The sequence below is a fragment of the Kitasatospora sp. NPDC127060 genome (genome assembly GCF_042724935.1).
Classification (GTDB): Bacteria; Actinomycetota; Actinomycetes; order Streptomycetales; family Streptomycetaceae; genus Kitasatospora.
In genome coordinates, this window is the sequence record NZ_JBHXEG010000001.1 from 403289 (window position 1) to 417788 (window position 14500).

Consider the following 14500-nt stretch of genomic DNA (forward strand, 5'->3'; position numbering starts at 1 on the left):
GACCCCCCGGGCCCGCCGTCCCGGCCCCGGCTCCCGTTCCGGTTCCTCCCCCCGCCGAGTCCGTCCCACAGGAAGGGCCCGCGCCAGCCGCAGCCGAGCGGACCACCACACCCGCCGACCGCCCTACCGGGCCCGCCGCGGTGACACCGAGCCCCACCGCGCTCAGCAGCGGTGTCACGGCCCCGGCCACCGTCGCCGCGCCACACATCTCGCAGCCCGGGACCCGGGAACCCGCGGACCTGTCCGTGGTCCTCGTCTCCCTGCTCCTCCTCGCCGTCCTGCTGCCCGCGGCGGTGAGCGCCGTCGCGTCGTCCCACTGGAGGAACCGTTGATCTTCGTCGTCGTGCCCGTCCTGGCGATCGCCTTCAGCGTCGGGCTCCTGGTCGCCGTGGCACGGCTCAGACCCGGCGGCATGACCCCGCACGCCGCGTTGGCGCCCGTGCCCAACGTGCTGGCCTCGGTCGTCGTGCTCCTCTCCAGCTTCGAGGTCGTCACCGGCTGGGCCAACCGCGCCAGTTCACACCCGCTCCACCCACCGGGCGTCGTCTTCGTGGTCGACGTCCTCGCGGCGGCCTGTCTACTGGCCTACCCGGCGGTCGCCGGCCTCCCCTACACCCTTCGCAACCGAATCCTGGTCGGCATGTTCGCCCTGCCGGTCGGAGCCCTGCTGGCACTCGCCTGGGAACTCCAGCGATGACCGGTCCAGGGGCGATACTGCCCGCGAACGTGTGGACGCAGTCCGGATCGTCGGCACCGCACCTGCTGGACGCGCCTGCTCCCGCTTCGACCCAGGGCGCATCCGGGCACACGAGGGCCCCAAGACCCACAAGACGCAAGACGCATCCCGCAGTCGGGTGGGTGACCGGCCTCGGCCGGTCGCTGGACACGTCATGGAGCGAACCGGACCGGAGGCGGGTTCACCATGGGCATGGCACCGGACACACCACGTCGACCTGACGGAACGGGCATGACGCAACGGTGAGCGTCTCGCTGCGCGGCCTTCCCGAGGGGCGCCGCCGGCGGTTGCGGACCGCCCCGGACTCGACCCGAGTACGGCATGGCGACCAGGCGTTCCCGGCGCAGAGGCCCTTTCAGCCCTCGATCCCCATGAGTCGCCACACCATCTCCACAACTCGGTCTCCCAACTCCGGGTCCCGCTCTCCCCGTCGCATGTACGACGCGTAGTAGCTCCCGATCATCATGTCGGCGGCCAGTTCCGCGTCGACCCCCTCGCGCAGCACCCCCTGTGCCGCCAGCCGCCGCAAGGTGTCGATGAGCGGCTGCTGCCGAGGCTCCAGCCCGTGTTCCCGGACGAGCTCGATCAAGCCAGGTGTGCGCTCGGCCTCGCTGAGGACGTTCCCGATGACGGTCATGCCCCGGCTTGTCGGGCCGAAGGGGGAGGCGTGGCGCAGGGCCTGGCGCAGGGCCTCGACGGGTGGGAGTTCGTCCAGGGGGCCGACGGGGTGCCGTTCGCGCTCCTCCTGGAAGTTGAAGTCGAGGGCGTCGACGACCAGGTCGTGCTTGTTGGACCAGCGCCGGTACACCGTCGGCCGGGTGACGCCGGCATCGGCGGCGATGTCACCGATCGTCATGCGGGAGTAGCCGTCACTGACGAGCCGCTCGACGGTCGCGCGCAGAACTGCCTTCTCCACCGATGGGTCCCTGGGTCTGCCCGGCCCGCTCCCGGAGGGCGGTTTCGCCCTGCTCTTCCCTGCGCTCTCTTTGCTGTTCCCAGGGCTCTTTTCGGCCATGTCTCGCATCCGTTCAGCGTAGCTTGGCATTACTTTACTTGACAGTCACGTAACGCAACCTGAGATAGTCGTTGAGTACGCGAAGGCATCTGATCGGAAGGAATGTGTCGGCTTCCCCTGCGGAGACGGTGGCCGGCACGCCCGGCAGGCCGCACCCATCGCTCCACCCGCGGCCCGAGCGCCACCCCGGGCAGACCACGCCTTCCCCGGGCCGCTGATCCGCCGCGCCATCGCACCAGGCCCGGCCATCGGCCTGTGCCCAGACCGTGCACCAACGTGTCCTGACAAACCACAGTTGATGGAAAGTCGGTGAAGCCGGTGTCCTCGACACCTCGAACCAACGGCTCGGCCTCCCCCGCTCAGGAGACCCGGCTCCTCGCCTCCCCCGCGGTCCTGGCGACCTTGCGCGACCGCGGCACCGTTCTGCCGCAGGCCGTCGCCGCCGTGATGGCGGAGTACGCCGATCGCCCCGCTCTCGGTGAGCGGGTCCGCGAGCCGGTGACCGACCCGGCGACCGGCCGGACCGAACTGCGGCTCCTGCCGCACTACACGACCGTCAGCTACGCCGAGCTGTGGGAGCGGGCCGGCGCGGTCGCGGCCGAGTGGGCGGCGGACGCGGAACACCCGGTGGCCGAAGGTGACTTCGTCGCCATCCACGGGTTCACCAGCGTCGACTACGCGGTGCTCGACCTGGCCTGCCTGCGAGCCGGCGCGGTCTCGGTGCCACTCCAGCACAGCTCCTCGCTCGGCAAGCTGAAGCCGATCGTCGCCGAGTCCGCGCCGCGCGTCCTCGCCACCAGCATCGAATCCATCGACAGTGCCGTCGAGTTGGTCCTCGCCGTGCCGTCGCGGCCACGCCTTGTCGTGTTCGACTTCCACCCGGAGGCCGACGAGGAGCGGGAACGGTTCGAGGCCGCCCACAGGCGGCTCGCGGACGCCGGGGTCACGGCCGTCGAGGCACTGAGCGCCGTCGTCGCGCGCGGCCGGACCCTGCCGGCACCGGTCACGCCCGCGGTAGCGGAGGACAACCCGGTGCGGCTGCTGATCTACACCTCCGGCAGCACGGGCGCGCCCAAGGGCGCGATCTACACGGACAGCATGCTCAAGAGCGTCTGGGCGGGCTGGCTCGCGCCGACGGGCGACGCGTCGCCGGTCACCATGGGCTACATGCCGATGAGCCACATCGCGGCGCGCGCATCGCTGTACATGACGCTGGTCCGGGGCGGCGCGATGTACTTCACCGGATCCAGCGACATGTCGACGCTGTTCGACGACATGCGCGAGGCCCGTCCGACCCAGCTGCTGCTGGTGCCGCGGATCTGCGACATGCTCTTCCAGGAGTACCAGAGCCGATCGGCGAGCAGGGCCGGGGAGTTCGCGGACCCCGACGCGCTCGACAAGGCCGTCAAGGCGCAGCTGCGGGAGGAGTTCGTCGGAGGCCGGGTGCGTGACGTCCTCTGCGGCAGCGCGCCGATCGCGGCGGAGCTGAAGCGGTTCGTGGAGTCCTGCCTGGAGCTGTCACTGCGGGACGGCTACGGCTCGACCGAGACGGGCCCCGTCCTGATGGACGGGCGCATCGTGCGGCCCCCGGTCATCGAGTACAAACTGGCCGACGTACCCGAACTCGGCTATTTCGCCTCGGACGTGCCACATCCGCGCGGTGAACTCCTGATCCGCAGCGAGATGATCACCCCCGGCTACTACAAGCGGCCGGACGCGACCGCTTCGGTCTTCGACACGGACGGCTTCTACCGCACCGGCGACATCATGGCCGAGACCGGCCCGGACCAGTTGGTCTACCTCGACCGCCGAAACAACGTCCTCAAGCTGGCCCAGGGCGAGTTCGTCACTGTTTCCCAGCTGGAGACCACCTTCGTCACCAGCCCCCTGATCCGGCAGATCTACGTCTACGGCAACAGCGAGCGCGCGTACCTCCTCGCGGTCATCGTCCCCACCGAGGACGCCCTCGCGCAGGCCGGCGACGTGGAGCAGCTCAAGGCGCTGCTCGCCGCCTCCCTCCAGGAGACGGCCCGGCAGGCTGAGCTGGAGCCGTACGAGATCCCGCGCGACTTCCTCGTCGAGACCGAGCCGTTCAGCACGGCGAATGGACTCCTCTCGGACATCCGCAAGAACCTGCGCCCCAGCCTCAAGGACCGCTACGGCGATCAACTGGAGGCGCTGTACGAGGAATTGGCCGATGGGCGCCAGGAGGCACTGCGCGCGCTGCGCGCGGCTGGCCCCGATCAGCCGGTGTTCGAGGCCATCCGTGTCGCGGCGAGCACGCTGCTCGGCTGCCCCGCCTCCGAGCTGCGGTCCACCGCACGCTTCACCGATCTCGGCGTCGACTCGCTGTCGGCGCTGTCCTTCTCGCAACTGCTGCGGGACGTCTTCGCCGTCGAGGTGCCGGTCGGGGTGCTGCTCAGCGCCGGCAACTCCCTCCAGGCGGTCGCGGACCACATCGAGGCGGCCCGCGCCGGCGCCGGGCGCCCGTCGTCCGCGTCGGTGCACGGCGCGGACGCGTCCGAGGTGCGCGCGGACGAGCTGACGCTGGAGAAGTTCCTCGACGTCACCGCCCTGGGCAGCGCCCGCCCCGCCTCCGGCGCCGCCCCGCACACCGTGCTGCTGACCGGCGCCAACGGCTACCTCGGCCGGCTCATGTGCCTGGACTGGCTGGAGCGCCTGTCGGCGACCGACGGCCGGCTGATCTGCGTGGTCCGCGGCCGCGACGACGCCGACGCCCGTCGCCGGCTCGACACCGCACTCGACAGCCGAGACCCGCAACTCATGTCCCGGTTCAACGAGTTGGCGGCCAGCCATCTCGAAGTGCTGGCCGGCGACATCAGCAAGGAGCGGCTCGGACTCGACGAGGACACCTGGAACCGGCTCGCCGAGGACGTCGACGCCGTCTTCCACCCCGCGGCGCTCGTCAACCACGTCCTGTCCTACGAACAGCTCTTCGGCCCGAACGTCGTCGGCACCGCCGAACTGATCCGGCTGGCCCTGACCGGCAAGGTCAAGCCGCTCACCTACCTCTCCACGGTTGGCGTGGCAGGCGGTCTCGATCCGGCCCGGCTCGACGAGGGCGCCGACATCCGTGAGGCGAGCGCCGCCCGCGCGCTCACCGACGGCTACGCCTCCGGATACGCCACCAGCAAGTGGGCCGGCGAGGTACTGCTGCGCCGCGCGCACGAGGAGTACGGACTGCCCGTCACCGTTCTGCGCTCCGACATGATCCTGGCCCACCGCCGGTACGCGGGCCAGTTGAACGTCCCCGACATGTTCACCCGGCTGCTGTTCAGCATCCTGACCACGGGGGTCGCACCGGCGTCGTTCTACCGCCCCGACGCCGACGGCGGGCCGGCGCGGGCCCACTACGACGGGCTGCCGGGCGACTTCGTCGCCGAGGCCGTCGACACGCTCGGCAGCGCCGGCCTCACCGGCTACCGGACGTACAACGTGGTCAACCCGCACGACGACGGTGTCTCGCTGGACACCTTCGTGGACTGGCTCATCGCCGCCGGGCACCCGGTCAGTCGCATCGCCGACTACGACGAGTGGTTCGCCCGCTTCGAGACCGCCCTGCGCGCCCTGCCGGAGGCACGGCGGCAGTACTCGCTGCTGCCGTTGCTGCACACCTTCCGCCGACCCGACGAGCCGTTGAACGGTTCGATGGTCCCGGCGGTGCGGTTCACGGAGGCGGTGCGGAAAGCAGGACTCGCGGATGAAGAAATCCCTTATGTGGAAGCGGAGTTGATCGAGAAGTACGCGACGGACCTGCGGTTGCTCGAACTGATCTGACACGCACGGGAGATAGTCGCCGGTCCGGCACGCCCCCTTCAACCGAACCGCAGCAGGACCGCCAGGCCCAGCGCCGCCTGGCGGTCCTGTGCCGCGCCGAAGTGTGACTCCGACGGATGGTTCGCGAGCCGCTCCGCGCATTGGCTTGCGATGCGACGTCCGGCGCTGGTGACCGTCGGCGACAGATCGGACTGCTCCGAGTCGGCGCGGCGTCAAAAGACGCCGAAGCGAGCAGACCCACTGGTTGTCGACTCAGGCGCCCGAGCCATCGGAGCCACCGGGCTGCTCGCGACAGTCAAGATCGCACAACGGCCAATCGGACATCTTGCCCGCCGGAATGCTAGTGCTACCTCTCTCCCCGGAGCGAAACGGCGACGCCGCCTCCGGTCCAGCCCGTGCCGCTGCCCGGCCGAGATCGAACCCAGTGCACTCCCACGCAGGGCGAGGCCCGGGACCTGTGTGAACATCGGGCGGTGCCGGGCACGGGCCATGGCCCGGGTGATCTCACGGTGCGTCGTCCAGCAGGCCTGGGCTCAGATCAAACGTCGCCGAGACAGGTCACAGGTCAACCGTTCGGTTGAACCGCGGTTACCACTCCAGCCCGTCCTTCGCTCCGAGCGGAGGACGCGGGCGCCGGTCGGTGGCGAGCAGGATGCGTACGGTACGTCACCCCCGACAGAGAGGTCTCCGCTTCATGTCCAGCTTCCTCAGTAGGCGAAGTGTCCTGGCCGCCGGCGCCGCCGCAGGTGCCGCCATCGGGATCAGTGCGCTGGGCGCCGGCTCCGCGCAGGCCACCACCGGGTCCGAGGAGACCAGGACCCTCGACGAGCTCTACCAGGCTGCTCTCGCCGAGGGCGGGAAGCTCGTCGTCTACGCCGGTGGGGACACCCCGACCCAGCAGGACTTCACCAAGGCGGCGTTCCTCAAGCGCTTCCCGGACATCGACCTGACCCTGGTCGTGGACTACAGCAAGTACCACGACGTCCGCGTCGACAACCTGCTCGCCACCGGCAGCCGTGTCCCGGACGTCGTGCAGTTTCAGACCCTCCAGGACTTCACACGCTGGGCGCAGCAGGGGCACCTGCTGCGGTACAAGCCGGCCGGATTCTCCAAGGTGTACGAGAAGTTCAAGGACCCGGACGGCGCGTGGGTCGCCATCGGAGCGATCGGCTTCAGCTTCATGTACAGCACGTCCGCGGTCGGCTCGGACGCCCCGCGGACGCCGCTGGACCTGGTGGACCCGAAGTGGAAGGGGAAGATCGCTTCCTCCTACCCGCACGACGACGACGCGGTCCTCTACCTCTACTCGCTCTACGTCCAGAAGTACGGCTGGGAGTGGGCGGCCAAGCTCGCCGCCCAGGACGTGCGCTTCGCGCGCGGCAGCAACTCCCCCGGCGAGGCGGTTCGGGCCGGCACCCACGCGATCGGCATCGGCGGCTCGGGCGCGCCGCTCTCCACCGGGCCCGTGAAGTGGGTCGTTTCCGACAGTGCCCCGTTCATGGCCTGGGGTCAGCGCGCGGCGATCCTGCAGCAGGCCGCGAACAAGACCGCTGCCAAGCTGTACCTCAACTGGCAGCTGTCGCTCGCCACGCAGCAGGGGTCCTTCAACGGCTGGTCCGTACGTACCGACGTCACGCCCCCGACGGGCGTGAAGCCGGTCTGGGAGTACCCCGACGCGAACCTCGACGGCTTCCCCCGCTTCATGGCCGACCGTGCCGCGGTCGAGCGCTGGAAGCAGACCTTCGCGCTGTACTTCGGCGAGGTGAAGGGCGACCCCACGCCCGGCTGGCTGGGGCTGCACCCGGGCGTGTAGCGCACACGGTTCTTGACACAGGTCATACAGAGCCCCGATAGACTCGGACGCCCGTCCAAGTGGGTCAGTCCGTCCAAGGGGATCTGCCGTGACCGACCGCGCTCCCGCCCACGGCGCCCGACGCGCCCTGGAACACACCCCGCACTACGTGTTCTTCCTGGTCGTCGGTGCCGCCGTCGTTCGGCTCGTGGATCTGAACAGCCCGCTGTGCTGGCACATGGTCGGCGTCAGCGGGCTGTTGGCCGTGGTGTACGGGGCCGGTCTGGGGTTGTGGATTCGGCTCGGTCCGGCCGTCCGGCTCGGCTGGATCACCACGCTGATCGGTCTCTGGGGCGTCCTCGTCTTCCTCGCGCCGGCTCCGCTGACCTCGGCGTACGCCTGGAGCGGGGTGCCGCTCGCGTGCGCGGCCCTGCGGGCTCTCGGGCGGCGGGCGGCGCTGCTCGCGGTGGGCACGATCTCCGCCGCACTGGGCTGGCGGCTGGCCGGCTCCACCGGCCGGCTCGACCTGGAGATGGCGCTGATCCCGGTCGCGGCCGTCTGGGGCACCGTGGCCCTCTACCGGGCCCAGCAGCGGGACGTCGCCGAACGGCAGCGTCTCCTGGAGGAGTTGCGGAGCACCCGGGACGTCCTGGCCGAACAGCGGCTCCGGGCCGGTGTGTCGGCCGAGCGCACCCGGATCGCCCGGGACCTGCACGACACGCTGGCCCAGGAACTCGCGGGCAGCCTGATGCTGCTCCAGGCGGCCGAGCGAGACTGGGACCAGCGGCCGGACGCGGCCCGCACCAGGGTCCGCGCGGTGGCCGACGGCTTGGACGGCAATCTCGCCGAGACCCGCCGGATCATTCACGACCTCACACCGTCCGCCGTCGCCGAGGCCGGACTCGAAGGCTCGCTGCGGCTGCTGTGCGCGCAGGTGGAGCGGGAGGGGGCCGCGGCCCGGGTGCAGTTCCGCTCGGCCGGCGAGCCTAGTCCCGTCCTGGACGAGCAGGCGGCGGCCACCCTGTTCCGCGTCGCGCAGGGCATCCTGGCGAACGTGCGCGAGCACGCCCGCGCGGTGAATGTGCTGGTCACGCTCCGCCATGAGGCGGACCGGATCGAACTCGACGTACAGGACGACGGATTGGGCTTCGAACCGACCGGGACCACCCCTCGGAAGAGCCGCGGCTTCGGCCTCCCGGCGGCCCGTGCCCGGCTCCGCGAGTCCGGCGGCGACCTGCGGGTCACCAGCGCACCGGGTCGGGGCACCCGGGTGCGGGCCGTGCTGCCGGCGACAGCTCCCCGGCTGACCTCTGCGACCGCCGGATGACCGTACGTCTGTTGGTCGCGGACGACCACGCCGTCGTACGGGCCGGACTGCGGGCCCTGCTGGAGGGGGAACCGGACCTCGAGGTGATCGCGGAGGCGGGCAGCGGCGAGGAGGCGGTGAGGCTCGCCGTCCGGATGAAGCCCGATGTCGTCCTGATGGACCTCCGGTTCGCCGGTGCCGGCATCGACGGCATCGAGGCCGTCCGCCGACTCGCCGTCGAGGCCCCGGCCGTGCCGGTGCTGATGTTGACGAGCTTCTCCGGGCGGGCCGACATCGTGCGGGCGCTGGCGGCGGGAGCACGCGGATACGCACTGAAGGCCGGGCTGCCCGAGGAGCTCTTCCGGTCCGTCCGTGGCGCTGCCGCCGGCGCCACGGCCCTCGCCCCCGAGGTCATCGGGGAGCTCGTCGGCCAAGTGGTCCGCCCCGACGCCGACCTGACCGAGCGCGAGGTCGAGGTCATCCGGCTGGCGGCGGACGGGCTGAGCAACCGGGCGATCGCGGAGGCGCTGTTCCTCAGCGAGGCGACGGTGAAGACGCACCTCGTGCGCATCTACCGCAAGCTGAAGGTCGAGAACCGCGCAGCCGCCGTGGCGGAGGCCGCGCGCCGGGGGCTCATCCAGTTCGACTACTCAGGTTGAACTCGCCTGGTCGTAGGTGCTGACGGACCTTGATCCTGCGGTACGACACGGTGGTGCGGTACGCGCAGGGGGCGTGCCGAGGACCACGATGTCGAGCCGGCTCCTCACGGTGTGGCGCGACGCGGTGCTACCGATCGCGTTGCGGTGGAACAGCCTGGCGATTTCCTTGAACGTCGTCTCACGGTGGGCGACGACGACGTCGCGGGTCATCACGTCTTCCACGGTGCGGTGCCGCGTGGCTCTCCTTTGAGCGGGTCCAGGCGGTACTGGGCTCGTGGCTACTCGTCGAGCGCGGCGTCACCTTCGGGCGGCACGACGACCACGGGAACGTGGGCGTGGTGGACGACCTCGGTGCTGGTTGTGCCGAGTGCCAGGCGGCCCCAGGCGCCGGCACCGCGGGTGCCCACCACGAGCAGACCGGCGTCCCCGCTCGCGTCGAGCAGCACCTGCGCGGGCGTCATTTCACACTCATTTCACATCGCGAGCCCCAGAGGTGCTGCAGTCGACCTCTCTCCATGCGTTTCCGCAGGTCAGGGCCCTGCCTGACCTGCGGAAACGACGAGAGACCGAACTGCGTTTCCGCAGGTCGGAGGGTGTCCTACAGGTCGTAGTACAGCTCGAACTCGTGCGGGTGGGGCCGGAGGGCGATCGGGGCGATCTCGTTGGTGCGCTTGAAGTCGATCCAGGTCTCGATCAGGTCCGGGGTGAAGACGTTGCCGGCGAGGAGGTACTCGTGGTCGGCCTCGAGGGCCTCCAGGACGGCGGGGAGGGAGGAGGGCACCTGGGGGACGTTGGCGTGCTCCTCGGGGGCGAGCTCGTAGAGGTCCTTGTCGACGGGCTCGAGCGGCTCGATCTTGTTGCGGATGCCGTCGAGGCCGGCCATCAGCATGGCGGAGAAGGCCAGGTACGGGTTGGAGGACGGGTCCGGGGCGCGGAACTCGATGCGCTTGGCCTTGGCGTTGGAGCCGGTGATCGGGATGCGGATCGCGGCCGAGCGGTTGCGCTGCGAGTAGACGAGGTTGACCGGCGCCTCGAAGCCGGGCACCAGGCGGTGGTAGGAGTTCACCGAGGGGTTGGTGAAGGCCAGCAGCGAGGGGGCGTGCCGGAGCAGGCCGCCGATGTAGTAGCGGGCGGTGTCGGAGAGGCCGGCGTAGCCCTGCTCGTCGTAGAAGAGCGGGGAGCCCTCGGTCCACAGCGACTGGTGGACGTGCATGCCCGAGCCGTTGTCGCCGAAGATCGGCTTCGGCATGAAGGTGGCCGTCTTGCCGTTCCGCCAGGCGACGTTCTTGATGATGTACTTGAACAGCATCAGGTCGTCGGCGGCGTGCAGCAGGGTGTTGAACTTGTAGTTGATCTCAGCCTGGCCGGCGGTGCCGACCTCGTGGTGCTGGCGCTCGACCTCCAGGCCGGACTTGGCCAGCTCCAGGGACATCTCGGCGCGCAGGTCGGCGAAGTGGTCGACCGGCGGGGTGGGGAAGTAGCCGCCCTTGTACTTGACCTTGTAGCCGCGGACGTCGCCCTCGGCGGCACCGCTGTTCCAGGCGCCGGCCTCCGAGTCGATGTGGTAGAAGGACGCGTTGGCGCTGGTCTCGAACCGCACCGAGTCGAAGACGTAGAACTCGGCCTCGGGCCCGAAGAAGGCGGTGTCGGCGATGCCGGACGAGGCGAGGTAGGCCTCGGCCTTCTTGGCGACGTTGCGGGGGTCGCGGCTGTAGGCCTCGCCGGTGACCGGGTCCTGGATGAAGAAGTTGATGTTGAGGTGCTTCTCGGCCCGGAAGGGGTCGAGGCGGGCGGTGGCGAGGTCCGCGACGAGGGCCATGTCGGACTCGTGGATGGCCTGGAAGCCGCGGATCGACGATCCGTCGAACATCAGGGTCTCGGACGGATCGAAGGTGGCCGCAGGGACGGAGAAGTGCTGCATGACGCCCGGCAGGTCACAGAACCGGACGTCGACGAACTTGACGTCGTTGTCCTGGATGAACTGCTTCACTTCGGCGGCGTTGTTGAACATCCATCCTCCTCGGCGTGCGAATTGGGACGGCTCACCCTAGGAATGGGTCGTTTCCAGTCGGTGACCCGCTCGTTTCCTAGATGTTAACCACGACCGCCGGACGGGCGGCAAAGCCCTACGGGACAGGGCAAATCACCCCGCCGACCTGGGGGGCGTCCGAGAAGTGGTCTGGACCAGTGGGTAAGCCCGGCGAGCGGGATTCACCCGGTCGTGGCGGAGCCCCGGAGCGACACCCGACCGGAGCCCGACCGGAGCCTGGCCGCGCCCCGCCGGGAGGGGAGCCGGTGCCGGTCCGCGGTGTGAGCCCGGTTAGTGTGGATTCGTGGACACCAGAGAAGCGTTGGGATCGTGGATCGACGGCCCCAAGGCGGCCGCCGAGAAGATGGGCGCCGACTTCGGCTACCGCGGCGAGCGCCTCGGACTGCCCAAGGAGGGCCCCGGCTCGATCGCGGGCCCCGGCCGACGGATCGGCGCGCTGTTCGTAGACGGCTGGCTGGTCTCGCTGGTCTCCTACGGCCTGCTCGCCAAGGGGGATCCGGCCGAGGCCAACCTGTGGACCCTCCCGCTCTTCTTCCTGGTCGCGGCCGTCCTGCTCGCCACCACCGGCACGACGCTCGGCAAGCGGCTGTTCGGCCTCCGGGTGGTCCGCCTCGACGGGCGCCGCGCGACCATCCCGCAGGTGCTGCTGCGCACCGTGCTGCTGTGCCTGGTGGTGCCGCCGCTGGTCTGGGACCGCGACACCCGCGGTCTGCACGACAAGGCGGTCGGCACGGTCGAGGTCCGGATCTGACCGGGAGCCCCTGACGGAGCCCGCGGCGGGGGCCCTGGCCGGTAGCCCCCCGACGAAGGCCGGAGTCACAGCGGCCAGAACGTCGAACGGCCCCGCCCCGGAGGTTCCGGGGCGGGGCCGTTCTGCTGTCGTCAGGGGAGGGGAGGATCAGCGGGCCTGGCCGCCCTTGGGCATCCGGGCGCCCTTGGGCATCGGGCCCTTGGGGATCGGCGCCTTGGAGAGCAGGTCGCCCAGCGCGCGCAAGCGGTCGTTGGTCTCGGTGACCTGGGCGGCGGTGATGGCGCGGGGCAGCCGCATCAGGTGGATCTGCAGCTTCTTCAGCGGGATCTCACCCTCGCCGGTGCCCACCACGATGTCGTGCACCGGCACGTCGCCGACCACCCGGGCCATCTTCTTCTTCTCGGAGGCCAGCAGCTGGCGCACCCGGTTCGGGTTGCCCTCGCCGATCAGTGCGATGCCGGCCCGGCCCACGGCGCGGTAGACCGCGTCCTGGTTACGGGTGACCGCGACCGGGGTGGAGTTGGAGCTCCACCCGCGCCGGATGTTGTTCAGCACCGCAGCGACAGCGCCCGGCTGGCCCTCCATCTGTCCGAACGCGGCGCGCTCGGCCCGGCGCCCGAAGACGATCGCCATGGCCAGCACGGCCACGATGAAGCCCAGGATGCCCAGGTAGATCGGATGGTCGATTGCGAAGCCGATGGCGAGGAACACGCCGAAGGTCAGCAGGCCGACGCCGGCGATGATCAGGCCGATCTTGGTGTCGACCTTCTTGGTCATGGTGTACGCCAGGCGGATCTGCTTGAGTCGCCCTGGGTTCTCGGATGTTTCCCTCGCCATAACGCTCATGGTACGTGGCGCGGGTACGGGATATCCAAGCCCGGGTACCCGTTCGCCCGAACCGTGACCCGGGGGACCGTGCGCCGTCGCGCACAGCGACGTCGGGGCCTCATTGCCCTACGGAGCGTCCCCCGCCCGCCCCGCGCTCCCCGCCGGAGCGTCGTTCCGCCGGTCGGCCGCGTGCTCGCGGTTCTCGCACACCGCCGCCCAGGCGTTGCGTCGGGCGTGCCGCTGTCCGGGTGCCAGCAGGACGCTCTCGGCGAACCGCAGCGCCGCCCCCACCGACCGGATCCGCACCTGCAGCTGCATCCCGAACAGCTCCTCTCACGACTGGTCGTGGCTGAGAAGAATCGAACGCCCATCAGGCGTCCATCGTCCCCACCCCGTGTTACCAGTCCGTGACCAGGCAGTCAAAGCACGGTGAACCGTCGGAAGGGCGGAGCCGAAGCCCCGCCCTTCCGACGGTTCACGTGATTCACGCGGTTCGCGCGGCCGAAAGCCGACGTCGAGACCGACGTCGAGGCCGAGGCCGAGGCCGACGTCGAGACGTCGAGACCGACGTCAGACCGCGGCCTGCTCGCGCCGCTCCAGCGCCTGCCGGTACAGCCGCCCGGCCCGGTACGAGGAACGCACCAGCGGGCCCGACATGACTCCGGCGAAGCCCAGCTCCTCGGCCTCCTCCTGGAGCTCGACGAACTCCTGCGGCTTCACCCAGCGCTCGACCGGGTGGTGGCGCAGCGAGGGGCGCAGGTACTGGGTGATGGTGATCAGCTCGCAGCCGGCCCCGACCAGGTCGGCCAGCGCCTGGCTGACCTCCTCGCGGGTCTCGCCCATGCCCAGGATCAGGTTGGACTTGGTGACCAGCCCGGCCGCGCGGGCCTGGGTGATGACGTCCAGGGAGCGCTCGTAGCGGAAGGCCGGGCGGATCCGCTTGAAGATCCGCGGGACCGTCTCGACGTTGTGCGCGAGCACCTCGGGGCGGGCGGAGAAGACCTCGGCCAGCTGCTCGGGCACGGCGTTGAAGTCGGGGATGAGCAGCTCGACGCCGGTGCGGCCGGCGGCGCGCTCGGCGGTCATCGCGTGCACCTGGCGGACGGTCTCGGCGTACAGCCAGGCGCCGCCGTCCTCCAGGTCGTCGCGGGCGACGCCGGTGATGGTGGCGTAGTTGAGGTCCATGGTGACGATGGACTCGGCGACCCGGCGCGGCTCGTCGCGGTCGAACTCGGCGGGCTTGCCGGTGTCGATCTGGCAGAAGTCGCAACGGCGGGTGCACTGGTCACCGCCGATGAGGAAGGTCGCCTCGCGGTCTTCCCAGCACTCGAAGATGTTGGGACAGCCGGCCTCCTGGCAGACCGTGTGCAGTCCCTCCTTCTTCACCAGCGACTGGAGGGCGTTGTACTCCGGGCCCATCTTCGCGCGGGTCTTGATCCACTCGGGCTTCCGCTCGATGGGGGTCTCGCTGTTGCGGACCTCCAGGCGGAGCAGCTTCCTGCCGTCGGGCGCGACAGCGGACACGTGCGACTCCTAGAACTAGACGGGGTACCCCCAGGGTACGC

At 70.3% G+C, this 14500-nt stretch carries 14 protein-coding genes; 7 read left to right on the top strand and 7 right to left on the bottom strand.

Features of this window, described 5'->3' with window-relative positions:
- The first annotated feature begins 140 nt into the window (after positions 1-140).
- Both ACFWIS_RS01745 and ACFWIS_RS01750 read left to right on the top strand, forming a co-directional pair.
- The gene (locus tag ACFWIS_RS01745) at positions 141-332 is read left to right on the top strand and encodes a hypothetical protein (protein ID WP_380523448.1); all 192 of its coding nucleotides are present in this window, start codon (positions 141-143) and stop codon (positions 330-332) included.
- The gene (locus ACFWIS_RS01750; RefSeq protein WP_380455816.1) at positions 329-697 is read left to right on the top strand and encodes a hypothetical protein; all 369 of its coding nucleotides are present in this window, start codon (positions 329-331) and stop codon (positions 695-697) included. The genes ACFWIS_RS01745 and ACFWIS_RS01750 overlap by 4 nt, the downstream gene beginning before the upstream one ends.
- Positions 698-1091: 394 nt before the next feature.
- Here the strand turns inward: ACFWIS_RS01750 and ACFWIS_RS01755 are convergent, their stop codons facing one another.
- A complete protein-coding gene (locus ACFWIS_RS01755; protein WP_380455814.1) occupies positions 1092-1652 on the bottom strand; it encodes a TetR/AcrR family transcriptional regulator in 561 nt (186 codons plus the stop codon).
- A gap of 408 nt (positions 1653-2060) precedes the next feature.
- Between ACFWIS_RS01755 and car the strand changes: the two genes are divergently transcribed.
- From car to ACFWIS_RS01775, 4 genes are all read left to right on the top strand, one after another.
- A complete protein-coding gene (car, locus tag ACFWIS_RS01760; RefSeq protein ID WP_380455812.1) occupies positions 2061-5549 on the top strand; it encodes a carboxylic acid reductase in 3489 nt (1162 codons plus the stop codon).
- Between the two features lie 694 nt (positions 5550-6243).
- Positions 6244-7362 carry an ABC transporter substrate-binding protein gene (locus ACFWIS_RS01765; protein WP_380455809.1) on the top strand — a complete coding sequence of 373 codons (1119 nt, stop codon included), beginning with the start codon at positions 6244-6246 and terminating at the stop codon, positions 7360-7362.
- An 88-nt stretch (positions 7363-7450) separates the two neighbouring features.
- Complete coding sequence (locus tag ACFWIS_RS01770) at positions 7451-8668, top strand: sensor histidine kinase (protein WP_380455806.1); 1218 nt, start codon at positions 7451-7453, stop codon at positions 8666-8668.
- Complete coding sequence (locus ACFWIS_RS01775) at positions 8665-9306, top strand: response regulator (protein WP_380455803.1); 642 nt, start codon at positions 8665-8667, stop codon at positions 9304-9306. Before ACFWIS_RS01770 ends, ACFWIS_RS01775 begins: the two co-directional genes overlap by 4 nt.
- Here ACFWIS_RS01775 and ACFWIS_RS01780 read toward each other — a convergent pair.
- The 3 genes from ACFWIS_RS01780 to glnA all read right to left on the bottom strand — a co-directional run bounded on the left by ACFWIS_RS01780 (position 9298) and on the right by glnA (position 11317).
- The gene (locus ACFWIS_RS01780) at positions 9298-9516 is read right to left on the bottom strand and encodes a hypothetical protein (protein WP_380455800.1); all 219 of its coding nucleotides are present in this window, start codon (positions 9514-9516) and stop codon (positions 9298-9300) included. The two genes, ACFWIS_RS01775 and ACFWIS_RS01780, sit on opposite strands and share 9 nt — an antisense overlap.
- A 68-nt stretch (positions 9517-9584) precedes the next feature.
- Positions 9585-9767 carry a universal stress protein gene (locus ACFWIS_RS01785; protein WP_380455797.1) on the bottom strand — a complete coding sequence of 61 codons (183 nt, stop codon included), beginning with the start codon at positions 9765-9767 and terminating at the stop codon, positions 9585-9587.
- Positions 9768-9904: 137 nt separating this feature from the next.
- Positions 9905-11317, bottom strand: coding sequence for a type I glutamate--ammonia ligase (gene glnA / locus ACFWIS_RS01790; protein WP_350515858.1), 1413 nt, complete (start codon positions 11315-11317; stop codon positions 9905-9907).
- A gap of 322 nt (positions 11318-11639) precedes the next feature.
- Between glnA and ACFWIS_RS01795 the strand changes: the two genes are divergently transcribed.
- Positions 11640-12107, top strand: a complete 468-nt coding sequence (locus ACFWIS_RS01795) for an RDD family protein (protein ID WP_380455794.1) — start codon at positions 11640-11642, stop codon at positions 12105-12107.
- A 147-nt stretch (positions 12108-12254) separates the two neighbouring features.
- Here ACFWIS_RS01795 and ACFWIS_RS01800 read toward each other — a convergent pair whose 3' ends face one another.
- From ACFWIS_RS01800 to lipA, 3 genes are all read right to left on the bottom strand, one after another.
- Positions 12255-12944, bottom strand: coding sequence for a DUF4191 domain-containing protein (locus ACFWIS_RS01800; protein ID WP_380455791.1), 690 nt, complete (start codon positions 12942-12944; stop codon positions 12255-12257).
- A gap of 117 nt (positions 12945-13061) precedes the next feature.
- Entirely contained in the window at positions 13062-13253 is a 192-nt protein-coding gene (locus tag ACFWIS_RS01805; RefSeq protein WP_380455789.1) for a hypothetical protein, read from the bottom strand.
- A 252-nt stretch (positions 13254-13505) separates the two neighbouring features.
- Complete coding sequence (lipA, locus tag ACFWIS_RS01810; protein ID WP_380455787.1) at positions 13506-14459, bottom strand: lipoyl synthase; 954 nt, start codon at positions 14457-14459, stop codon at positions 13506-13508.
- Positions 14460-14500: the final 41 nt, after the last annotated feature.

Coding starts and splice junctions, on each gene's coding strand:
- ACFWIS_RS01800 (WP_380455791.1), bottom strand. CDS start 12,944: ATGGCGAGGGAAACATCCGAGAACCCAGGGCGACTCAAGCAGATCCGC.
- ACFWIS_RS01805 (WP_380455789.1), bottom strand. CDS start 13,253: ATGCAGCTGCAGGTGCGGATCCGGTCGGTGGGGGCGGCGCTGCGGTTC.
- glnA (WP_350515858.1), bottom strand. CDS start 11,317: ATGTTCAACAACGCCGCCGAAGTGAAGCAGTTCATCCAGGACAACGAC.
- ACFWIS_RS01780 (WP_380455800.1), bottom strand. CDS start 9,516: ATGACCCGCGACGTCGTCGTCGCCCACCGTGAGACGACGTTCAAGGAA.
- ACFWIS_RS01775 (WP_380455803.1), top strand. CDS start 8,665: ATGACCGTACGTCTGTTGGTCGCGGACGACCACGCCGTCGTACGGGCC.
- ACFWIS_RS01765 (WP_380455809.1), top strand. CDS start 6,244: ATGTCCAGCTTCCTCAGTAGGCGAAGTGTCCTGGCCGCCGGCGCCGCC.
- ACFWIS_RS01785 (WP_380455797.1), bottom strand. CDS start 9,767: ATGACGCCCGCGCAGGTGCTGCTCGACGCGAGCGGGGACGCCGGTCTG.